23 protein-coding genes and 1 pseudogene are annotated in these 20,542 nt (G+C 46.6%); 5 read left to right on the top strand and 19 right to left on the bottom strand.

Annotation, left to right across the window (positions count from 1 at the left end):
• Positions 1-215: 215 nt before the first annotated feature.
• The 3 genes from PGL01S_RS05780 to PGL01S_RS05770 all read right to left on the bottom strand — a co-directional run bounded on the left by PGL01S_RS05780 (position 216) and on the right by PGL01S_RS05770 (position 2,351).
• Complete coding sequence (locus tag PGL01S_RS05780; RefSeq protein ID WP_127492353.1) at positions 216-545, bottom strand: antibiotic biosynthesis monooxygenase family protein; 330 nt, start codon at positions 543-545, stop codon at positions 216-218.
• A 50-nt stretch (positions 546-595) separates the two neighbouring features.
• Positions 596-1,477: an oxidoreductase gene (locus PGL01S_RS05775; RefSeq protein WP_127492351.1), complete on the bottom strand. Its 882-nt coding sequence runs from the start codon at positions 1,475-1,477 to the stop codon at positions 596-598.
• Between the two features lie 310 nt (positions 1,478-1,787).
• Positions 1,788-2,351 (bottom strand): TetR/AcrR family transcriptional regulator, encoded by a 564-nt coding sequence (locus PGL01S_RS05770; protein ID WP_127492349.1) that lies wholly within the window; start codon positions 2,349-2,351, stop codon positions 1,788-1,790.
• 132 nt (positions 2,352-2,483) lie between these two features.
• Between PGL01S_RS05770 and PGL01S_RS05765 the strand changes: the two genes are divergently transcribed.
• From PGL01S_RS05765 to PGL01S_RS05755, 3 genes are read left to right on the top strand one after another with little or no spacing between them, the layout of a single operon-like run.
• The gene (locus PGL01S_RS05765; RefSeq protein ID WP_127492347.1) at positions 2,484-3,812 is read left to right on the top strand and encodes a spore germination protein; all 1,329 of its coding nucleotides are present in this window, start codon (positions 2,484-2,486) and stop codon (positions 3,810-3,812) included.
• Positions 3,805-4,899: a GerAB/ArcD/ProY family transporter gene (locus PGL01S_RS05760; protein ID WP_127492345.1), complete on the top strand. Its 1,095-nt coding sequence runs from the start codon at positions 3,805-3,807 to the stop codon at positions 4,897-4,899. The genes PGL01S_RS05765 and PGL01S_RS05760 overlap by 8 nt, the downstream gene beginning before the upstream one ends.
• Complete coding sequence (locus PGL01S_RS05755; RefSeq protein WP_127492343.1) at positions 4,896-5,951, top strand: Ger(x)C family spore germination protein; 1,056 nt, start codon at positions 4,896-4,898, stop codon at positions 5,949-5,951. The genes PGL01S_RS05760 and PGL01S_RS05755 overlap by 4 nt, the downstream gene beginning before the upstream one ends.
• Before the next feature lie 42 nt (positions 5,952-5,993).
• Here the strand turns inward: PGL01S_RS05755 and PGL01S_RS05750 are convergent, their stop codons facing one another.
• The 5 genes from PGL01S_RS05750 to PGL01S_RS05730 form a co-directional block, all read right to left on the bottom strand.
• Positions 5,994-6,614, bottom strand: a complete 621-nt coding sequence (locus PGL01S_RS05750) for a hypothetical protein (protein WP_127492341.1) — start codon at positions 6,612-6,614, stop codon at positions 5,994-5,996.
• Between the two features lie 82 nt (positions 6,615-6,696).
• Positions 6,697-7,986: a UDP-N-acetylglucosamine 1-carboxyvinyltransferase gene (murA, locus tag PGL01S_RS05745; protein WP_127492339.1), complete on the bottom strand. Its 1,290-nt coding sequence runs from the start codon at positions 7,984-7,986 to the stop codon at positions 6,697-6,699.
• A 21-nt stretch (positions 7,987-8,007) separates the two neighbouring features.
• Positions 8,008-8,706 carry an FHA domain-containing protein gene (locus PGL01S_RS05740; protein ID WP_127492336.1) on the bottom strand — a complete coding sequence of 233 codons (699 nt, stop codon included), beginning with the start codon at positions 8,704-8,706 and terminating at the stop codon, positions 8,008-8,010.
• Positions 8,707-8,880: 174 nt separating this feature from the next.
• Positions 8,881-9,354 carry a hypothetical protein gene (locus tag PGL01S_RS05735; protein WP_127492334.1) on the bottom strand — a complete coding sequence of 158 codons (474 nt, stop codon included), beginning with the start codon at positions 9,352-9,354 and terminating at the stop codon, positions 8,881-8,883.
• 108 nt (positions 9,355-9,462) lie between these two features.
• Positions 9,463-9,858 (bottom strand): winged helix-turn-helix transcriptional regulator, encoded by a 396-nt coding sequence (locus PGL01S_RS05730; protein WP_127492332.1) that lies wholly within the window; start codon positions 9,856-9,858, stop codon positions 9,463-9,465.
• 167 nt (positions 9,859-10,025) lie between these two features.
• Between PGL01S_RS05730 and PGL01S_RS05725 the strand changes: the two genes are divergently transcribed.
• The gene (locus PGL01S_RS05725; RefSeq protein WP_127492330.1) at positions 10,026-10,568 is read left to right on the top strand and encodes an NAD(P)H-dependent oxidoreductase; all 543 of its coding nucleotides are present in this window, start codon (positions 10,026-10,028) and stop codon (positions 10,566-10,568) included.
• Here PGL01S_RS05725 and PGL01S_RS05720 read toward each other — a convergent pair whose 3' ends face one another.
• From PGL01S_RS05720 to PGL01S_RS05705, 4 genes are all read right to left on the bottom strand, one after another.
• Positions 10,569-11,660: a GerAB/ArcD/ProY family transporter gene (locus PGL01S_RS05720; protein ID WP_127492328.1), complete on the bottom strand. Its 1,092-nt coding sequence runs from the start codon at positions 11,658-11,660 to the stop codon at positions 10,569-10,571.
• Positions 11,657-12,820 carry a Ger(x)C family spore germination protein gene (locus tag PGL01S_RS05715; RefSeq protein ID WP_127492326.1) on the bottom strand — a complete coding sequence of 388 codons (1,164 nt, stop codon included), beginning with the start codon at positions 12,818-12,820 and terminating at the stop codon, positions 11,657-11,659. The genes PGL01S_RS05720 and PGL01S_RS05715 overlap by 4 nt, the downstream gene beginning before the upstream one ends.
• Positions 12,817-14,214, bottom strand: a complete 1,398-nt coding sequence (locus tag PGL01S_RS05710; protein WP_127492324.1) for a spore germination protein — start codon at positions 14,212-14,214, stop codon at positions 12,817-12,819. The genes PGL01S_RS05715 and PGL01S_RS05710 overlap by 4 nt, the downstream gene beginning before the upstream one ends.
• A 128-nt stretch (positions 14,215-14,342) precedes the next feature.
• The gene (locus PGL01S_RS05705; protein ID WP_127492322.1) at positions 14,343-15,062 is read right to left on the bottom strand and encodes an RNA polymerase sigma factor; all 720 of its coding nucleotides are present in this window, start codon (positions 15,060-15,062) and stop codon (positions 14,343-14,345) included.
• Positions 15,063-15,228: 166 nt separating this feature from the next.
• Here PGL01S_RS05705 and clpP point away from each other — a divergent pair, with 166 nt between their 5' ends.
• Positions 15,229-15,813: an ATP-dependent Clp endopeptidase proteolytic subunit ClpP gene (clpP, locus tag PGL01S_RS05700; protein ID WP_015844630.1), complete on the top strand. Its 585-nt coding sequence runs from the start codon at positions 15,229-15,231 to the stop codon at positions 15,811-15,813.
• 55 nt (positions 15,814-15,868) lie between these two features.
• On the opposite strand, the gene PGL01S_RS05695 is transcribed toward clpP, so the two are convergent.
• From PGL01S_RS05695 to PGL01S_RS31570, 7 genes and pseudogenes are all read right to left on the bottom strand, one after another.
• Complete coding sequence (locus PGL01S_RS05695; RefSeq protein ID WP_127492320.1) at positions 15,869-17,104, bottom strand: hypothetical protein; 1,236 nt, start codon at positions 17,102-17,104, stop codon at positions 15,869-15,871.
• A gap of 72 nt (positions 17,105-17,176) precedes the next feature.
• Positions 17,177-17,545 carry a YrdB family protein gene (locus PGL01S_RS05690; protein ID WP_127492318.1) on the bottom strand — a complete coding sequence of 123 codons (369 nt, stop codon included), beginning with the start codon at positions 17,543-17,545 and terminating at the stop codon, positions 17,177-17,179.
• 172 nt (positions 17,546-17,717) lie between these two features.
• Positions 17,718-18,527: an HAD family hydrolase gene (locus PGL01S_RS05685; protein ID WP_127492316.1), complete on the bottom strand. Its 810-nt coding sequence runs from the start codon at positions 18,525-18,527 to the stop codon at positions 17,718-17,720.
• Positions 18,520-19,296: a DeoR/GlpR family DNA-binding transcription regulator gene (locus PGL01S_RS05680; RefSeq protein WP_127492314.1), complete on the bottom strand. Its 777-nt coding sequence runs from the start codon at positions 19,294-19,296 to the stop codon at positions 18,520-18,522. Before PGL01S_RS05680 ends, PGL01S_RS05685 begins: the two co-directional genes overlap by 8 nt.
• 206 nt (positions 19,297-19,502) lie before the next feature.
• Positions 19,503-19,679: a hypothetical protein gene (locus PGL01S_RS30750; protein WP_015844625.1), complete on the bottom strand. Its 177-nt coding sequence runs from the start codon at positions 19,677-19,679 to the stop codon at positions 19,503-19,505.
• A 298-nt stretch (positions 19,680-19,977) separates the two neighbouring features.
• A pseudogene (locus PGL01S_RS05675) lies at positions 19,978-20,373 on the bottom strand (SDR family oxidoreductase); the annotation flags it as partial.
• Complete coding sequence (locus tag PGL01S_RS31570) at positions 20,358-20,522, bottom strand: hypothetical protein (RefSeq protein WP_373864148.1); 165 nt, start codon at positions 20,520-20,522, stop codon at positions 20,358-20,360. The gene PGL01S_RS31570 and the pseudogene PGL01S_RS05675, both read right to left, overlap by 16 nt.
• Positions 20,523-20,542: the final 20 nt, after the last annotated feature.

Raw genomic sequence — 20,542 nt, 5'->3', positions numbered from 1 at the left:
ATAATTTTCATCAGCCAATCCTTCCGTTCATCCTTCAAGGAATTGGAAAACATACACTCATATCTTAAAGAACAGGTGTTCCCGTGTCAATCCTTTTTTCTAAAGCTCATCCCTGCCATTTTACTCCTTTAAAATTTCATCACCGTTTGTTTACGTAATAAATATTATGTAAACAAATTAAACCCCAAGGAGATTTCTCCCTGGGGTTTAATCCATTATGCTTGAACGGGTTCAAAAGTTTTGACAACTTCGTACATCCCTGGTTCGAACGTTGCAATCTTTAATGCTTCCTGCAAATACGGAAGAGGCTTGGGATCATCCCTCATCGCCTGATAATCCTCCAGGCTTCTCCATTGCGCATACATCGTTACTTTCGTTCCATCCGTGCTCCGATGCAGGCTGGATGAGATAAAGCCGGCAGCATAACGGACGGAAACATCCGTTGCACTCGTTAGAAGCTCAACGAGACGGTCCTGATTCTCTGGTTTAACCGTAAACACGTTAATAAAGGTTAAGACAGGATGATCTGCCGAAATATGAGTCATGCATAACACTCCTTTTCTTTTATTACTATCTGCAATGATCATTACGAATATTACTGTTCCTCAAACTCGTCATACATACGGGTAACTTGCGGATCCAGCTCTTTGGCTTCGTAGTCGGTTGATACACTGAGCTTTTCCCAGCGTTTTGTCTCGGCCAGCTTGCCCGTATCCACTGCATTGGCGATGGCTACAGCATCGCTGCCAAGCAGCAGCCGGAGAGGCGGATTCTCTTCGCTGGCGATGGCAAGAATAGCTTGAGCCGCTTTTTCCGGATCACCGTTCTCCTTGCCGGTCACATCGCGCAAATGCTTCAGCAGACCGCCAACCGTGTCTCTGTACTCGTCTCGGGGTTCGATATGCTGCATGGACGATCCAGCCCAGTCTGTACGGAAACCGCCTGGTTCAATCAGCGTAACCTTTATGCCAAGAGGATTAACTTCTTTGGCTAATACTTCGGAAAAACCCTCTACTGCCCATTTGGACATTTGATAAGGTCCAAGACCAGGCGCACCCGTACGGCCTCCAATGGACGAGAATTGAACGATATGGCCATGTCCCTGTTCTCTCAGCACCGGCAGCGCGGCTTTGGTTACATGAACGACACCCCATAGGTTTGTTTCCACTTGGGCTCGAAAATCCTCCATCGGCGTTTCTTCTATAGAGGAAACGTTGCCGTAGCCCGCATTATTGACCACGACATCCAATCGCCCGAACGCTTCAACGGCGGTCCGGATAGCAGCTTCAGCCTGCTCATAGCTCGTAACGTCCAATGGCACAAGACGGACCCGGTTTCCGTAACGCGCTTCGAGATCGGCAAGCTGTTCCGGTCTGCGTGCCGTTGCCACCAGCTGATCTCCATTCGCCAAGACAGCCTCGGCAAGACTACGACCGAATCCACGGGAGCTTCCCGTAATGAACCATACTTTAGACATATAAAATACCTCCTGAATGAGTAATATGATTTGGAATATTCATTCCACTGCAAGTATAGTCCTTCTTGCATGCGAAATCAATAGTTTTTCGGAATGTTTATTCCAATCCAATATTAACAAATATAATTCGCCTTTATTTTATGGCTCTTTCCCCTTTCGAAATGGTCCAGTAACGCAGCGAAACCATCTTTTTTAAATCAAGAAACAACATCAGAATGGTTGTTATCTTGAATCAATATCGGAATATATATTCCAAATTGAGCATAATAAAAAACAGCCCCGGATCCACACACAATCCAAATGGCTGTTTCTACACTAATATGGCCTTCCATGACGCTTCCAAAATTTGTTGAACCTGAACTTCATTCAAAGGGTATTTGTCAATATAATAGCCCTTCAGAATAGACGATATAATACCGTGAATAAGCTGATGGCACAGATGCGAATCCATTTCCTTAATGATTCCCTGCTTCTGCCCCTCCACAATTAACGAAAGCACGACCTCGCTGGAATGGCGGGCATCCTCCATGTTGCGCAGCTCGGGCGAAATATACGGGGAGAACGAAAAACTGTCGATAAACAAAAATTCCTTCGGATACCGAATCCCGAAGTTCAACCGGTTCAATTGCAAGCACTTGAACCGTTCATACAGGCTCGCTTCCGGGTTATAGCCTTGAAGCAAATACTCGCCCATAAGAATGCGAGCTTCCTTGTATACCGCATTAACAAGCTCTTCTTTATTCGCGAAATAATTATAGATCGTTCCCGCTCCGACATTGGCACGCTTGAACAATTTTGAAAAAGTAACGGATTGCAGTCCCTCTTCATGGATCAAGTCGAGCGTTGCCGCCATAATATCCTGCTTCTTGCTCATGTCTTCCACCTCTTGCAATAACATTAGTATGTTTGTGAGCAGGATGTCAAGGATACGGCTTCATCTAAGAGTAACAATGGAAAATTAGGGCATAATAACTTTGACTTTATACTACCCAAGGAGATTGTATGTATGGCAGCCATGGATGAAGTAAACAGCCACTTTTCTTCCTACCCGGATTACGTAAACCAGAAGCTGCAAATCGCTTCGGATACCTTTACCTTCGCCGGCTTAAAATCGCTTATTAATTTTCCACAAACCATCTATATGGTCAGGGATCCTTTGCTAACGGCTTCCATTGGCAAGCTTGAGCTTATTGACGTCTTTGTCAGTCTTGGTCACAAGATACCCGGTCAACCCGATTCCATCATCTCGCAAATTATGGACGGAATGCTTGTAGCGGTTCACGACGCCTCCGGAATAATAGTCAGTATCTATCCGGTTCCTCAACCGAACAGCCGCCCCATCTCGATGCCTACGATGGAGAATAGCATCGGGGGTGCGACAAGCGCTTTTAACGAAGACCTGGAAGCCAATATTGTTCTTCTAAGGAGTCATTTGAACTGCCCCGATCTGAAAATCCAAGCTTACAATTTTGGCGGACACGTAAAAAGCAGAGTGATACTATGTTACATCGATAACGAGATTGATCCGCACCTTCTGGACAATTTAACTCAGAAGCTTGAGGCTCACCAGAAAACCGAAATTTCTAATCTGGAGGAGTTTGCTCACATCCTGAAATTTTCCAAATATTCTCTTGTCAATCATTATATGACCTATGAGCTGCCGCAAAATGCCGTGAGGGCTTTGAAAAACGGAAAAGCTGTTCTGTTCATAGAAAGAGTGCCTTTTTCCATCGCATTGCCAAGCATTTTTTCGGATTTCTTTATATCCGAGGATGATATGAACCATCCGCCGATATACCTCTGGTTGCTTAGAAGTTTGCGCTTTATTGGAGCCTTGCTCACCTTAATTTTGCCCGGGCTGTATGTTGCCCTTGTATCGGTAAACCCTGACGTATTGCGGTTTGAATTGGCTCATTCCATCGCCAGAAGCCGGCTTGACGTGCCGTATCCGGCTATTATTGAGGCCCTTCTGCTCTTATGCATTCTGGAATTGATTATGGAAGCCATTATTCGCCTTCCTGGCAGCATCGGTCCAACAATTACGATGGTAGGCGGTATCGTGCTCGGGCAAGCCGTCGTGGAAGCCAAGCTGGTTAGCAATCTGCTTATTATCATTCTTGCTGCCACCACGATTGCCAATGCTGTCGTGGTAGGCTTCCAGAACACTTACTCCCTGCGGCTGTTCAAATATTTGCTGTTATTCATGTCCGCGTTTTTGGGAGTGCTCGGTCTATTATCGGGACTATTGATCTTGTGTGCTTATATTGCCGGCATACGCACGCTAGGAGTTCCTTATCTTCAACTGTTTCGGGCAAGAGGGGAGAAAAATGTCTAAAAATCTGCAAGTAACCGCAACTTACGTAGTGTCCCACTTGGGACTGATCTTTTTTCTGTATCCAATCGATGTGATCGAGAGTACAAACGAAGCTCACTGGATGCCGGTTCTCTGCGGCTTCTTGTTTCACCTTGCGATTGTTGCCGTTTATCTGAAGGCATTAAGTTATTTCAAAGGCCAGAACATCGTGAATATACTCCTGAACAAAAGCAAATTTCTCGCTTGGCTTGTTTTGCTGCCTGCCCTGTTCTATATGTCATGGATTATCGTATTGGCGGTGCGGGCATTTTCCGAAGTGCTGTCGATCGCCATTTTGTCCAACACCCCTTTATGGATCCTGATGCTTCTCTTTCTTTCGGTTCCCGGGTTTATGGTTCTTCATGGACAAATTGGCGGCTTGCTCCGATTATCCGTCCTGTTAGGCTTTTTGTTCGTTGTTCCCGTTGTTTTTGTAATGGCTACCTCCTTTCAAAATATTGATTGGCATTATTTCTTCCCGCTTTGGCCTGCTCAAGGGGCATTCTCGTTTCTCGCGCATTCTGCTTTCTATAAAAGCTTATTTGCTTATACAGGCGGCTTTTTATTGCTTGGCTTCCTCCCATCTTACGCGGAATTCAAATCAAGGGCGATTTATGCGGGGAGCTTGATCCTGCTGCCCGCTTATCTGATTGCCGTTTATGTGCCGGTGCTGACGCTAGGGGAAGAAACGACTCGCCAGCTTCAATTCCCCTATCTCTTCATTGTCGATACCATCGAGATTAACTGGCTCATGTTTGACCGCATCAATGTATTTCTGCTGCTGAGTCTCGTTGCGTTCGGCATGTTCTTCATCAGCCTTACGTTCTGGCAGATTCTATGCGTGATCAGGCTTGGCATGAAGGATATTAGCCCCAACTATTTGGTTCCGGGATTAATCGTAGTCGTATTTATCGTTTGTCTTTGCATTCCGGATTGGAAGACGACGGACAAGCTGTTTCAATGGAATACGGCACTACGATTGTACGTAGCGATTGCAACGCCTATTTTGCTGCTCATTACCGGGTGGATTCATGCAAAGAAATCAAAAGTCGAGTTGAGAAAAACATGAAACTTCGAATTGTAATTGGCCTATTTCTCGTAATCATGCTTGGTGGATGCTGGGATAACAAGGATATTAACCACCGGGCGTTACCGATCGCGATGGGGATATCTTATCAGCAAGGCAACTATGAAGTATTTCTGGACATTCCCAAGGTCACCGAGAAAAACGAAGGCATTCAAATCATAAGCGCCAAAGGGAATTCCATTAGCGCGGCCGTCAATAAAATAAGCATGAATCTGGAGGATCAGGTAGACTTGCTGCACTTAAAGGTTCTTATCGTGGATAAGGCCTTCGCCACGCAAGGTTTAAGCGAGATTACCGCCAGCACGATTCGTTCGCGTCACATTTCCCCAAAGACGATGTTTGTCATATGCGATGAGCCTTTGGATCGGTTTTTCAAAGGGATTAACAATATTAATAATGGCGACGGCAAAGAAATCTACGATTTCTTCCAGAAAAATTCAGGCTGGAATCCCGAAATCGCCCATACGCCGGTATGGAAGGTTTTTAGAAGCATCCATTCCTATACCAATGATGTCGTTCTCCCCATTATTAAATCCGGCGAATCCACGGCTATCCAAAGCATGGGCTCCGGCATCCTCAAGAATGGGAAAATGGTAGCCCGTCTCAATAATGAACAGACTCTTCTTTATAACGTATACGATGGAAATAGCCTTGACGGAAAAATCGAGGTCATCGGCAAAGCTACCGTTCAGATTGTAAGCAGCCGAATTCACAACGAGAGCAAATTCGTCAGCGGCAAGCCCGTTCTGAATAGCGAACTCAAACTGAAAGTGATTATTCTGGACGTAATAGGAAATCCATCCGTAGAAGTCATCAAGACGGAGCTCCAAATCCTTTTACGACGCGTAATGGATCAAATATTCCGAAAAGTCCAGCTCGCCAACGCCGATATCTTCGGTATCGGCCAGCACTACCGGGATGATCTGCCCCGAATGGAGCTGGCGCAATGGCGCACTAAATATCTGCCCGAGGCCAAAATCAATCTTGAGGTTACAACAACGATCCGGAATACGGGCAATCTCAAGCTGCGTTAAGCCGTACCGTTCGAACTCGGTACGGCTTAACGCGGCTGTTTATTATCTTTGAATTCGTGCTTTAGCATGGAGAACCGCGAGTGTTTCCTTGATGGATAACCGGATATATTCCAAAATCTCGTCGAGGTTATAGATTTCAAGATCGTCCGGGGTAAAAGACTCCTCGATATGGAAGTCGTTATGAAGCTGGTCCGCTATAACCGGCAAATACTCCGGATACAAGCCGTCGATCTTAACATTGTCAATAAGCGGGACTTCTGTGGGAGGTGATAATGGATAATCGCGAAGCAGTAGCTTGTTAAGTCTTCTAAAATCACGGTAGCCCTTGTCTATTGCGGCTTGTCTCTCTTCCTCCGGAAGAGCCTTGATTAACTTCAAGTACATTTTCTCGTACCAAATGTGATCGGCCACTAGATGGCTTAAATATCCGACATAAAAAGAATCATCAAAGTATCCGCTGAATTTCTGAGCAAAAAACTCGTAATCCGTCTTCTTCTTGCCTTCACTGTTGATACGCACAAAATGAGTGACTGATTTAGGCGCGTGAACGGGATGCGTTAAATCGGGAGCTAGACCTCCCAGATGAATGCGGGATTCTTGCGAGGAATAAATTTGTTTATTGATTTCGGACGTAATACAATAATGCATCATTCGGGAACCCATTCTCATCCACTCCTCTTGGTCTGTAGCTCGTACTAAAAAGCCTCTAACTCGAATACGTTAGAGGCTTCTGTGTTGTCTTTTATTAGCTCAGGATTCTGTCTTCGGTGATGATCGTATCCGGCCGGTCATGAATGGAAAGCTTCGCCCCGATTGCACGGAAGCTGCCAATTACGTCTTCGTAGCCCCGTTCGATATGCTCAACGCCCGTAATGCTGGTGATTCCTTCCGCAGCTAAACCGGCCAGCAGCAGGCAAGTACCGGCGCGCACATCGGTTGCGTGCACCCACCCGCCTTGCAGCGGGTTTCCTCCGCGGATAAACGCGCTTTCCTTCCGAATCTCGATCTCCGCTCCAAGCCGCCTTAACTGCGGTACATGGGCGAACCTCATGGGGTAAACGCGTTCCGTAATGATGCTCTTGCCTTTGGCTTGCAGAAGAAGTGCTGTCATTGGCTGCTGCAGATCCGTTGCAAAACCGGGATACATGCCTGTCCGGATTCGCGTTGCTCTTAAAGGGCCGGAACTGTAAGCCGTAATATGGTTCTCGCCGCATTCGATTTCAAGCCCTATTTCTTCCAGCTTGGATAGACATGATCCAAGATGTTCGGGAATGACATCCTCGACGGTAACCAATCCTCCGTTGATCCCGGCAGCCATCAGAAAGGCTCCGGCAATTAAGCGGTCGGGAATTACCGTATGCCTTCCCCCATTTAAGTAAGACACGCCTTCGATCCGGATCCGATTCGTCCCCGCACCGTAAATTTTCGCGCCTAGCCGATTCAGGAACGCCGCCGTATCCACAACCTCCGGATCTACGGCCGCATTGTGCAGAATCGTGCGCCCTTTTGCCCGGGAAGCTGCAAGTATCGCGTTAATCGTTGCGCCTGACGTAACCATATCGAAATAGATGTCCGCGCCTTTAAGCTCCGTGCCTTCTACAACGTAGTAATCCTGGAACATGTGAACCTGGGCGCCAAGCGCCTGGAACACTTTTATATGCTGATCAATCGGTCTGGAGACGAAATTATCGCCTCCCGGGAATCCGATCGTTACTCTGCCGAACTTAGCCAGCAAGGCACCGGCAAAATAATACGATGCCCGGTAGCTCGAGGATTTGCCCGGATCGATAACGGCGCTGTGAATCCAGCGGGGATCAAGAATCATTCCCCCTCCTTCTTGCTTCAGCTCCATTCCGATATCCTGGCTTATTCCTTCAATCATCCGTATATCATCAATGAGGGGAATTCCCTCGAGCGTGACGATGTCATCCGCCAAGCAAGCTGCGGCAAGCAGCGCAAGAGAACTGTTTTTCGCTCCAGGAATATGTACTTTTCCGTTTAGCGGTCCTGAATACTCTGTCTGTATATATTTCATGAAGGAATTCTCCTACTTTCGTCAGGAAGATACAATCTCCGATTCGAGTACGTAGCCGCTGCCGCGCACTGCGCTTATCAGGAAGGTGTCTTTGCCGTATTTTTTGCGTACCCGGTAGATCAGCGCGTTTAATTCATCCAGCGTTACATCCGGGATACCTTCTTCTCCTGCAAGCCGTTCAGGCCATACCGTAGCTTTAATGACTTCAAGCGGTACAAGCCGATTCGCGTTCTCGTGAAGGAGACGAATCAGCAGATATTCTTTTTCCGACATCGCAATACGCTGCCCTTCCACTACGCATTCCCGCTTCTCCCAATGAATCGTAAGCGGCATGCCCGGAATTTCCAGTTGTCTCGTAATGCTAAGGGGCTCAAGCTCCAGCGTCTGATCGGCGAACACATAGGAAAAGTGAAGGACGCTCATTCCGTTCGCAAGCTTGATAATGTCGAAATTGTTCAAAGGATACGGACGGTGCGGCTTCACGCGTTCCCCGTTGATCTCCGTTCCGTGCAGGCTTCCTTTATCGTACAGCACGGCTTTATCCTTTTCTTTCCGTATGACGATATGTTGCCTTGAAATAAACGGATTGGTAAAGGCTATATCCGGAGTCAACTGATTGGATAAGCGGCCAACCGTCGTTTCGTTCTCTTCCAAATTCACGATGGTTCCCGACTTGTAGGGCTCACCGCGAATAATATATAAGCATGCAAAGTTTTCCACTTGTGTTCCTCCGTATGGGATGGCGGTCTGCCATCGGTAGTGACTCCATTAGATATCGTAACTCAAACCGGGGATGATTAAAACCTCCCCACACTGACGCCCCGCTTATTTTTCAGTAATGATGCAGGAGTCAGTGAAGCAAAAAAAGAGCCGCTGCCCGAGCGACTCTAACTCCTACAACCACGACATAAAATCTCTATTGACCATCTTTATGTTGTTAGCTGCCGCCCATTCCTTCACATCCATTATACCCTGATCTTCATTCACGGCGAAACTGAAGCACAATGGAAGGGGCACAATCCATTTCCCTTTTGGTTTAATGCCTATTACCGGATTGAAATAGCCCATTTTCATGATTACTTTTATATCACGAGCTGCTATGGTATGACCATTCACCAAAATTGTATTTTCATGTATGGATAACTCGGTAGGTTTTCTCAAAGCTCTAAATACGGTTAGAATTAATACGACAAAGTAAAATAAAAATATAAGAGAGTTAGAGTTTAAGAGAAGGAATTCCCACCTGTCTCTACTTGAATAATCCCTCCAGTAATGGATAATTATAAACAACCAAATGAGACACGCCACTGAAAATACGATCATATTTTTTAGCCGGGTAGGGTTTTTCACGGAATGCGTAACACTCAATGCCGTTCCTCCTCTATGATGCGTAACTGATTTTAGCCATCTGCTCCATCCAATAAATTCCACGCGATACCCGCATATCCTCCCCGTAAAGAAAAAAAACGAATACCGTCAGGTATCCGCTTGCGATACATGCGAAGGCAGCTCGTTCTGCTGCTCTTCTTCCTTATGCTCATTCATAAAGGCCAGATGCTTGAAGCCCCAACCGCACATATCGGTCAATACGGATCCAAGAGACTCCCCATGATCGGATAATTGATACTCCACTTTGGGAGGAACCTCCTGATACACCTTCCGCACAATAAGTCCGTCCCTCTCCATTTCCCGAAGCTGATTAGTCAGCATCCCTTGCGTCACATTCGGAAGCATCCGCCTCAGCTCTCCGAACCTCTTCGTACCTTCGTACAACAAAATAAACAAGATCAACGGCTTCCACTTCCCTCCTATAGCTTGAAGGGTAGCGATTATTCCTTCCGTGGAGGCAGGCCTTTGGCTGTCCTGGTTCATTGTTCTCCTCCGTTCCGCATAGCTCTCAGATGGTATTTATTATAGCAGAGCCTTACGCAACGGCAATACGGTACGGTAAACCGTACTAAGTACGGAAAAAGAGCGTACTTTTCAGCTTCGCCTTCATGCTCAATAATGGGGATACTCCACTTGAAAGGAAGATACCCATGAACATTCTGGTCATCGTTGCCCATCCCGAGCTGACTGCCTCTAGGGCCAACAAAGCTTTATTGCAAGGGCTAAACAAGATTCGAGAAGATATTCATATTCACAAGCTGTATGAGCTCTATCCGGATTGGAAAATAGATACGGAGAAGGAACAAGCGCTTCTGCTGCGTTACGACCGTATTATTCTGCAGTTTCCCTTCTATTGGTACAGCTGTCCGCCATTATTGAAACAATGGTTCGATGATGTGATGATACCAGGCTGGGCATATGGCCCGGGAGGCACCAAGCTGGTTGGCAAAGAGTTTCTTGTCGCCACGACAACCGGCGGGACGGATAAGTCCTACCGCTCAGGCGGAGACAATCAGTTCACAGTCAGCGAGCTCTTGCGTCCGATTGAGCGCACCATTGCCAAATGCAGCGGTGTTTATCTCCCTGCCTTCGTAAGTTATGCCGTTGATGCTTCAACAGACGAATGGCTCGAACAGGAAGCTAATCGTTATGCGGAGTATATTCGAACTCCTTTGCCCGTGCTTACGCATTAATCAGGAAGCGGCAAGCATTCGTTTGCGAATCATGCTCGCGAACAAGAAGATAATCGGGAAGCCCACGATAAATATCGGGAAGATTAACCTGATCCAAACCAAGTTCGCGAAATCTAGCAAACCAAAAAGATTGGCCGGAGTTAAGGTGGCCGCGAAAATAACGGGAGCCGTAAACGCAATCATTTTCCGCCATTTCTTAACTCCCAATAGTTGTGCTGTTCCGTAACTGTTAATGAACAGATAAATAGACAGCTTAACGAATACGCTGAAGATCCAAATAAAAACAATCCATACATCCATGTTTTGAATAAAATCCAGGTAATTAATAAACCTCACCATGCTGAAATAAGGGAAATACAAGGTGGATCCGATTTGAATGCCAAATGTGGAAACAACCATAATGGCCGTAATAATAGCCAGCATAGATGCGATGCAAATGGAGAAAATCACGGGTTTGAGAATCTTTTTTGGATTAGCGACAAAAGGAATCAGCATCATAATCATCATGGACTCTCCCAAAAATGAGGCATTCACAAAAGATCCCTTCAAAATGGACATCGCTCCGGTATCCATAAATACCGGTAGCATAAGCGTCAGACGCAGATTGGAAATATTGAGTATAAAGGTAATGAGAATGCCGAGCAATAGAAGCGGCCCGGCCATCTCGCTGAACCGGGCAATTGCCTCTACGCTTCCAACCAAAGCGATGTACGCCATGGCGATCATCATTAGCATGGAAATTATCCACATTGGCGTATCGTGAAACAGAACCTGCTTGATAAACAAGGAAAAAATGCGAAGGATATCCGCACACACGGAATACCAGACCAGCAAGTACAGCACGCCGATTAGTTTGCCAAGCCATTTGCCGAATAAAGTCTGCGCAAACTCTATCAAGGTTTGCGAAGCGTGTCTCTGACTTACTTTAACTAAGACCCACGACAGGGCGAGTCCGATAATTCCCGCTACGACAAGCGAGATCCAGGCGTCCTGTCTGGCAATTTCAATCGTAGGAGATACCGTTAGCCATATGCTCATGGAAATCTCCAGAGTCGTCAAAATCCAAAATAACTGCCAAGACGAAATCTTCACTCTCTTGCTCCTATTCTAGGGATACGCTTGCGAATATCCCCCGTGCTCTGAATTTTAATTCCGACATCAACGGCAACCTCTATAGTCGGGAATTTTTGATCCCATTGAGCTTTAAGCTTTTTCCATTGCTTCGGATGTTCCCGGTGAAACTCTTCTCCGAAGCCGAATACATCTTGACCGTATTCTTTTTGTATTTTTCTGATGGTGGCCTCAATTTGTTGGGCTTTGATCTTATTAAACTTCCGTTCCGTATGAATACGCTGGGAGGATACGGAAAGATCAATAGGCGTGTTGTTTTCCACAACCCTTGCATTCCCTATCAATTTCACGCGTACCTTAAGCTTATCCCCTTCGATAGTGGTACTGAACTTTCTTTTCAGATTGGATACATACAAGGAGATGCTGCCTTCCCCGGTCTCTTCCGATACGTACTGATTTTTGAGCACGCCTTTTACCCAGAACAGTTCTAGGGATTCCCGGTCCCGGACTTTCCCGACCATTTTTAAATCCTTGTTAAAAATAGCGACAGCCCTTACTTCAATGATTTTATTCTCCTCCAGCTTGTTCACCGGAGCAATATCGATCATCGGCATGGAAGGTCTGATGCCGTCCCTCCCCGCATCCAGCAGGAAATCCCGCAAGGACGTATCTCCCAGCCGGCAATAACGGTCTTGATGCACCGCCACAATCGCCGAAAACTGGTTGAAGGGACTGTTGATCGTCAAAGCGTCCTTGCCCTTGCCATCGTTAACGACGAAAATATCGGTACGCATCCGGGTATCCGGATTTCGGGTAAACTGATCCATGATATCGACCAGCCCGTTATGAGCCAGCTTTTCCCCAATAAAAATGGATCGGCGATGTCCCAAAAAAATCCGGCGGGGCAGCTTTTCCTGGATTTGTTGAATCAAATCAACAATGGAGCTGCCCGTTGCCGATACGACAATGTTGGCCCTCTCCCCTTTCCCCCCGCTTCCCTTTAGCGTCTTGAACTCGGCGGGAATGGCGATTTGAGCGCTTTTCTCCAGCTTTCCCGATTCGGTTACATCAAGAGCGGTACCGATCCAGAAGGCATATTCGTTTATTTCATTCCTGTCCCAGCAACCCGTGAGCAGCAGCGAGCAAAGAGAACAAATGATGAAACACCTGAATATTTTCATTTTCTGCGTTGTGCCGGAACGAAACGTTTATTCATGCGTACCAGCGTATCCTTCCAGAAATTCGGCAAGATTGGTGCCGTTGGTTTGAGATAAGGCGTGCCGAACGATTTCAGGGTTACAAGATGAATCGCGATAATCATGATCCCGATCGCGACACCGTATAAACCGAGAAAACCGCCTAAGATTAATAGCGGAAACCGGAGAATCCGGAATGGCAGAGCCAGGCTATAGCTAGGAAAAGCGAACGAGGCAATTCCCGTGCCCGCAACGATCATAACGATTGGCGCCGAAATAAATCCCGCCTGTACCGCGGCTTCCCCGATAACAAGCGCGCCCACGATACTGACGGCCGAACCAATGGCTTTGGGTAACCGAAGCCCCGCTTCCCTGAGGCCTTCAAACATGATCTCCATAAGCAAGGTTTCGATAACGGTCGGAAACGGAATGCCTTCCCTGGCTGCCGAGATACTGAGCATGAGATTCAGCGGTATCATTTGCGGATGAAAGGTTGTAAGGGCAACATACAAGGACGGCAGCAGGCATGACATTACGGCAAGCAGCATCCGCAGCATTCTTACCGCGGAGACGTACAAGAATCGCTCGTAATGGTCTTCCGCCGCTTGGAACCCCGACCAGAACGTCATTGGGAGAATAAGCGCGTTCGGAGAACCGTCTACAATGATAGCTATTTTTCCTTCCAACAAGCTGGAACAGACGGTATCCGGACGTTCCGTGTTTCGAATCTGCGGGAATAGCGATAACGGTTTATCTTCAATAAACTCTTCGATATAACTGGAATCCAGCAATTGATCGGTGTGGAAGGATTCAAGTCTGCTTTTCACCTCCTGGAGAAGCTCAGGCTTCACGCAACCCTCTATATAAGCAATAATAAACTCCGTATTTGACAATTCTCCGGCATGGTAGCTTTCAAATTTCAGCCTGGAGTGACTGATTTTTCTCCGGATCAAGCTTAGATTGGTTTTCAGATCTTCCGTGAACCCTTCCCTTGGTCCGCGGATGGAAGCCTCATTGGAAGGCTCGTCGATGGAACGCTGCTTGAAGGCAGTGAGGTCAGCCATATAAGCAACAGGCAGCCCGTTCATAAAGATAGCCGTACTGCCTTTAAGTACTTTGGCTACAATCTCAGAATAGCTATGAACAATCGCGTACTGCGTCAATCGGCTATAATCGTCATTCATCATGCAGGCAGAAATTATCTGCTCCAATTTGTTCGTGTCCGTCAATTCGTCGATATAGACAAGCAAGATACCCGAACGGTCAGGAAGATTAAGCGGCCGAAATACGATATCGGCGCAGTGATGGAAAATACTGCGGAGCACAGTTTCGTTATCTTTTATGTTCGCGCTCACACTCACTGGATTAAGCGGCTCCATCGCATTTACCACTCCTTTCCTGATCTCGTGGATATTTTTAGCTAATTCGGATTGCGTTATTCGCGAGCAAAAAAAGAAGCACTGCCTGTAACGGCAGTGCTCTCTCGTGTATACATTTGTATATTTCATCAAGCGGCCAGCATCATCGACGGTACGGAATCTCCACGGCGAGCTTGATTCGAGGCTGCCCGAAGTCTTCTGCCTTGCAGAGCCGCGATTGCCGGCCCCGGTTCCAGCTCTCCTTGCTGCACGAGCGTAAGCATCGCTTCAATATCGCCGCCTTCATAAGCAATAGCAAGCGCGCGCAAGACATCCCGCAGCCCTTCGTCTTTCGGAACAGGAAGCGAACCTGCTTCAACCGCCTGTCTAACCTGCGGTAATGCCGCGCGGGCCCGATGCAAAGCTGCTTTTACCGCGCCTGGAGTTAGTCCTAATCGCAATGCCGTCTCCTGAGCCGAGTACCCGATAACGTCTCTCAGCAGAAAGACCGTCCTTTGAAGCGGAGACAGGAAAGTCATAAGCGCCTGCATGACCACTTCGGTTCCGATTCGGCTTTCGTCCGGCATGGTATGATAAACCGCTGATCCCCGAACGGATTCCATCATCCGTGCATGGCTCGACTGGCGTCTTAACCGGTCAATCCAGTTATTACGGGCAATTCGAAGCAAATAAGCTTCAGGATTGGCATGCTCCGTCAGCTGCGCCGAATCCATGACCTTAATCCATGTATCCTGCGATAAATCCTCTGCTTCCACCCGGGATTTGGTTAAAGTCAGGCAATAGCGGCCGAGCACTTGTTGCAGGCGTTTCAATTCTATATGTTCATTATCCATTGTTGCTTCAGTCATATCGGACACCTCCGCTTTTTCCTATTATACGCATCCTTAATTCAGTAAACGAGTGAGCCTGCGAAAAAGATACGCAACAGCAAAATAAATTTTACGGCGTATCCTTTCGTATCCCCTTTTCGTTTGCCGAATTGTAAGAGATCAAACAAAGGAAAGAGGGATTACGATGAGCAGCTTTATCCCCTATGTGGTTGAACAGTCCAATCGCGGAGAACGTTCCTATGATATTTATTCGCGGCTTTTGAAGGACCGGATTGTCTTCCTTGGCTCAGCCATCGACGACCAGGTTGCGAACAGTATCGTAGCACAGCTGTTATTTCTTGCCGCCGAGGATCCGGATAAGGAAATCAGCCTGTACATTAATTCTCCCGGAGGCTCAACAACGGCTGGCTTTGCGATCTATGATACGATGCAGTATATAAAACCCGAGGTTCATACGATTTGCGTTGGAATGGCGGCATCCTTCGCTGCTATTCTGCTTCTAAGCGGCGCCAAAGGCAAACGGTTTGCCCTGCCGAGCAGCGAGGTCATGATCCACCAGCCGCATGGCGGCGCCCAGGGCCAAGCCAGCGATATCGCGATCAGCGCGAAGCGGATTCTCGATACGAGAGCCCGGTTGAATCGGATCGCTGCCGACCGTACCGGTCAGCCGCTCGAGAAAATCGAGAAGGACATGGACCGCGATTATTTTCTCTCCGCCCAAGAAGCGCTTGACTACGGGATTATCGATCAGGTCGTCCATACGGTTTGAGGACTAGGAAGAGGCTGCCTTCTGTGGCAGCCTCTTATATAAATGTTACCTTAGTTCACCATTCTTCTTTTGCGTTCATACGATTTAATTCGTCTTGAAGTCCTAACTTTTCCATTTGTGATACGACTGCTTCCTTTACTTCGTCATCGAAAAATCCAATTGCGTTAAAATCACGGATTAAGGCAAGTATACCTGAAACCGTAGCCTGTTCTAAATAATCCTCAAGCTCTTCGAGACCAAGATCTTCATCTGCATGCAAGCTCTTGTGCAATTTCCCCTCATCTTGAGGTAACGTATGAATGATTCCAAGACCGTCGTGGGTAGGAATCAATACGCGTTGTCGTCTCTCTTGTCTAACGCTTTTTAAATAGGTATACGGATTTTCAACCTCCGGGAGTTTTAAAGCATCAATCATTGATGCCATTACTTTCCTCTTTCTGGCTTTATCCTCGTCGGTTGGCAGCCATTCCGGATTACTTTCTGCAAGTTCAGCTTCTTCTTCCAGAACATACCTCTCGTATGTTTCTTGATTATCAAACTCACTATAGACTAGAGTACTATCGATTGCATTTATTCTCAGAAATTCTCTTATGTTATTGGCAATATACTCTACCGCTTCGTCTCCTCCCATGGGAGACACTCGGACGATAGCGGCATCTTCCAGATTTTCTACCGCTCCAAATTCAGTCAGAAAGCCATAATGCTCACCGTTCCCACCCGTATGGCCAAAAACAATAACATCGTATGGCGTACTGTTGTAAGGGCTATGATCATTACTTATGTAAAATCCTATATCATCCAATAATGAATTTCCTTCTTGTTCTAAACGAAGACCAAATTCATTCAGATCGTTCAGGATTTGAGGAACGGCATATTTGCCATAATTGATCTTTGCGCTTTCTTCCGGACTTAATTCTTCAGGCTCATCTTCATCAATGTGCTCGTCTGCAATGAATACAAAAGCGTTTGTATCCGACTCGTCGGTAATGGTAATTGTTGAAGAGCGGTCACTAATTATGATTTCCGTATTTGTTACATCGCTTAACCGGTTGGAACGAATAAAAATTTGTCCTTCAATCTTAAGAAGGGTATCGTCCCATTCATCACGCATCCACATGGTTCGTTTACCATTAGGTGAATCTAGACTCACGGCCAGAGCGCCATCCTCTTCTATCCAATAAGTCCTGCCCAATGCCGTCAGAATTGAATCGAGATGGAGGAATGCTCTTCTTCCGTCTTTAAAAGGCGTAAAATCCGTTTTAATCTCAACACCATTAACGATTATTTTCAATTGATATCCTACTCTCTATTCATTATGGAAATCCCTTACTTTATCGTCACTTTTAAAAGGAAAACGAAGATCTTATCCCTTCTTGGCATCCACCTTATGCAAATTCAAAAGAAAGACGGCTGCAATGATAACAATTCCAACGATTAGAAATGCAAGACCCAGCTTCTCGTGCCCGGTTGAGTATAATGCAGCTGAAGCCGCAACGAAGACGACAAGTTTCAGGGCTGTCCTTACCGGGTAGGAGAAAATGGCCACAGATGCTTTTGGCGAGAGAAACATCCCCCAGAGAACCGCCAGAACAAGAGGAAACGCCACTGCCAATAGAATACTTATCATTTTTACGGACTGCAGCTGATACCCCCAATAACCAAACACGACAAATGCGGCAAGCTCAAGCAGAAAAAATACCGTAAGCAAAATGGCCGTACCCGGTCCTTTCATCCCATCCCCACCTTTTCGCAACAAGGCTACCTTGTTTTTCCATACGCTATTGCCATTCTATCACCTGTACGCAAAATTGGAACAAAAAAAACCGCAATTTGCGGCATTTCATGCTTAGCAAGCTTATAGAGTTGGTGCTTTTAACATAGATCATTCCAACCCGTTCAAGAACTTAGTTCGCGACCGACATGGCATTGTAAGCAATGATATGCTCGATAGCTTCAGCAACGGAATGGACAACCGTACTCGCCTGCTCGCGGATTTCATCATGGCTTTCGACCATTGCAAAACTATGCGGGGTTAAAGCAAACATCGAAAGATCGTTAAACGAGTCTCCGATGCATGCGATTTCATGCGGAGCAATTCCCAATTCCCGAATGAGGAGCGATATCCCCGTACCTTTGGAGACGTTTAGCGGCATAATATCCAAACAATCCTTATCGCTGATAAAAGTCTCGATCTGTCCGGGGAATTGGCGGTTCAATTGGGCTTCCAGCTTGCTCAGCTTGCCTAATTCTCCGAAACAAGCAAGCTTGCTGCAACGGAACTCATCGTTTGCCAGAGCTTCCTCCAACTTGTGATGAGTAGAGCTTTCCGACATAATGCGGTTCTCGACGGAACGGGAAACTTCATTATCCACCCGCGCATAGTAGGAGTCGTCCGTGCAATGAACGAAGCTTATGAATTCCTCGCGAGGGACCACTTGAAGCAGCTGCAAGGTTAATTCGGGCGCAAAATCCATCGCTCCAAGCAGACGCTCGTTATTCAGCCGGACGGTTGCCCCGTTTTGACCAACGGCATGATAGTTATTCGGAAATGGGCGCATAATGACGGTAATCTCGGCATTCATCCGGCCGGACGCGATACATAAATCGAGCCCGCTTTCATAAGCTTTTCTTACCGCGCGGCGATCCCGCTCGTTAATTTGTTTGCTTTTATCCAGCAGCGTGCCGTCCAAATCACTGACAATAAGTTTAATCATCCAAATCCTCCTCCGATACGACGCGTAATTCTACATGATGCTCCGCAAGCTTCTCCATCATATCCCGGTCAGGCTGTTGATCCGTAATCAGGAGATCGATGGCGTCTAAGCCCCCGATTTTATAAAACATCTGTTCGCCGAATTTCGTATGGTCAGCCAAAAGAATAACCTGATTCGCCTTCTTGATCATCTCGCGTTTAACCACCCCATCCTCCACATCGGGATAGGATAAACCGTTTGCCGTTATTCCGCATGCCCCAAGGAACAATTTGTCCACCTGGTAATTAGCCAAATTATCAATCGTCGCCTGGCCATACAGGAAGCGGTGTTTGGTATTCAACTCCCCGCCGAGCAGATACGTCCTTAAGGCCTTTTTCCGCGACAAGGCATCTGCAATGTCAATGGAGTTCGTAACGGCAACCACTCGTTCCGCGGTAATGTGCTCGGCGGTGAACTGTACGGTAGTTGAAGCGTCCATCATAATATAGTCTCCATCTTTTACAAGCGATGCGGCAAGGCGTCCGATATCGCGCTTAACGTCGGAATCTTTGACAAGACGATCCTTGTACTCGAATACCTCCCTCGACTTCTTCGGCAGTACCGCTCCCCCATGCGTTCTGAGTATAAGACCAAGCTCCTCCATCCTCAGCAGATCCCGGCGTGCCGTATCGCGGGATACGTCGAACTTCTGGCACATGTCTTTAATATCGATCCGCTTGTGCTGATTCAAATGCTCCATAATGGCATTGATTCGTTCTTCCTGAAACATAACCCCTTTACCACCTCTTCCGGATTTTCTCAAATACCTAAGCCGTTGTGCAACATTGTTTAAGTTATTGTATGCTTTAATCTTCATTTATGCAACATTTTGTTCAAAATGCACGACAATGACTTATGTTTGCGCAAAAGAAAAGACAACAGCCGATTGTTCGGCCGTTGCCTGTCTAAATTTAATGTTATGTAACCTTCATCCTATCAAAATCTTCCGTTTCGCTTTTCGTCCAGATAGATATCTAACGCCGCAATACCCCGAATCAAGAATTTAATAATAAGATAAAGAGCGTATAACCCCATAAGGATAAACAACCCATATACAACTACTAAAATCATTGGCAGAATAGCAAACATGGAAAAGACGCTTTCACTAGACATTTATGATCCTCCTGGTTTTCTATACTTATGATGTTTCAAGCTTAACACAAATGAGGATTTTTTTTCCTTATTTTTTCCGGATGTAAACCTTTATGCAATTATTCCGTCTATAAAGTTATTCATTAACCGATGAACCATGGGAGTTGATTCCTATTGTTTTTTACTAAAAATCGATTTGCTGTAACACTCAGACGGAGATTATCCAGTAAATCTTCATTCTCGCTAAATTTCAAAACCTCCCCTCCGTCAAGGAGAGGAGCTTCTATTATCCTCATTGTTACGCATCCAACAAGCCGGTCTATGTCATAATCGAGCCGCCATTAACGAAGTACACCTGTCCCGATATGTAGGAAGAATCGTCGGATGCCAGCAGCACGTAAGTTGGAGCAAGCTCAAACGGCTGCCCCGGACGTCTTAAGGGAACGTCGGTAGCGAATGTTGTTACCTCTTCTGCCGTAAATGCCGAAGGGATTAACGGGGTCCAGGTTGGACCCGGCTCTACGGCGTTTACCCGTATTCCCTTTTCCGCCAGCTGCAGCGATAATGAGCGCGTAAACGAGACGATAGCCCCTTTGGTTGCGGTATAATCGACCATATTGGCCATCCCCGAAAAGGCCGTATCCGACGTTGTATTGATAATCGTGCTTCCCGCGCAGAGATGCGGCAAAGCCGCTTTGGTCATATCGAAAAAAGAGATGTATAATACGGATTATCCGATAAGGGGCGCGGAATCATCGGATATTCGAATCCCGGATGGCGGTTCTGATGCTGCGGCGGAAATACGAGCGGCACGTTGGTACATTGCTGCTTCCAGCCGATATAAGGATAATAGAGATAGGACATTTTTTCACCTCACCGAAATG

Source organism: Paenibacillus glycanilyticus NBRC 16618, assembly GCF_004000805.1.
Lineage (GTDB): Bacteria > Bacillota > Bacilli > Paenibacillales > Paenibacillaceae > Pristimantibacillus > Pristimantibacillus glycanilyticus.
Note: the sequence above shows the minus strand (reverse complement) of the source record. Positions and strands in the feature narration are given on the sequence as shown.

Excerpts from the sequence above, each read along its gene's own strand:
- PGL01S_RS05690 (WP_127492318.1), bottom strand. The coding sequence starts at position 17,545 with ATGAAAGGACCGGGTACGGCCATTTTGCTTACGGTATTTTTTCTGCTT.
- PGL01S_RS05780 (WP_127492353.1), bottom strand. The coding sequence starts at position 545 with ATGACTCATATTTCGGCAGATCATCCTGTCTTAACCTTTATTAACGTG.
- PGL01S_RS05750 (WP_127492341.1), bottom strand. The coding sequence starts at position 6,614 with ATGGGTTCCCGAATGATGCATTATTGTATTACGTCCGAAATCAATAAA.
- PGL01S_RS05775 (WP_127492351.1), bottom strand. The coding sequence starts at position 1,477 with ATGTCTAAAGTATGGTTCATTACGGGAAGCTCCCGTGGATTCGGTCGT.
- PGL01S_RS30750 (WP_015844625.1), bottom strand. The coding sequence starts at position 19,679 with ATGTCTAGTGAAAGCGTCTTTTCCATGTTTGCTATTCTGCCAATGATT.
- PGL01S_RS05760 (WP_127492345.1), top strand. The coding sequence starts at position 3,805 with ATGTCTAAAAATCTGCAAGTAACCGCAACTTACGTAGTGTCCCACTTG.
- PGL01S_RS05685 (WP_127492316.1), bottom strand. The coding sequence starts at position 18,527 with ATGATTAAACTTATTGTCAGTGATTTGGACGGCACGCTGCTGGATAAA.
- PGL01S_RS31570 (WP_373864148.1), bottom strand. The coding sequence starts at position 20,522 with ATGTCCTATCTCTATTATCCTTATATCGGCTGGAAGCAGCAATGTACC.
- murA (WP_127492339.1), bottom strand. The coding sequence starts at position 7,986 with ATGAAATATATACAGACAGAGTATTCAGGACCGCTAAACGGAAAAGTA.
- PGL01S_RS05730 (WP_127492332.1), bottom strand. The coding sequence starts at position 9,858 with ATGAACCAGGACAGCCAAAGGCCTGCCTCCACGGAAGGAATAATCGCT.
- PGL01S_RS05770 (WP_127492349.1), bottom strand. The coding sequence starts at position 2,351 with ATGAGCAAGAAGCAGGATATTATGGCGGCAACGCTCGACTTGATCCAT.
- PGL01S_RS05710 (WP_127492324.1), bottom strand. The coding sequence starts at position 14,214 with ATGGAGCCGCTTAATCCAGTGAGTGTGAGCGCGAACATAAAAGATAAC.
- PGL01S_RS05755 (WP_127492343.1), top strand. The coding sequence starts at position 4,896 with ATGAAACTTCGAATTGTAATTGGCCTATTTCTCGTAATCATGCTTGGT.
- PGL01S_RS05680 (WP_127492314.1), bottom strand. The coding sequence starts at position 19,296 with ATGTTTCAGGAAGAACGAATCAATGCCATTATGGAGCATTTGAATCAG.
- PGL01S_RS05705 (WP_127492322.1), bottom strand. The coding sequence starts at position 15,062 with ATGACTGAAGCAACAATGGATAATGAACATATAGAATTGAAACGCCTG.
- clpP (WP_015844630.1), top strand. The coding sequence starts at position 15,229 with ATGAGCAGCTTTATCCCCTATGTGGTTGAACAGTCCAATCGCGGAGAA.
- PGL01S_RS05725 (WP_127492330.1), top strand. The coding sequence starts at position 10,026 with ATGAACATTCTGGTCATCGTTGCCCATCCCGAGCTGACTGCCTCTAGG.
- PGL01S_RS05765 (WP_127492347.1), top strand. The coding sequence starts at position 2,484 with ATGGCAGCCATGGATGAAGTAAACAGCCACTTTTCTTCCTACCCGGAT.
- PGL01S_RS05715 (WP_127492326.1), bottom strand. The coding sequence starts at position 12,820 with ATGAAAATATTCAGGTGTTTCATCATTTGTTCTCTTTGCTCGCTGCTG.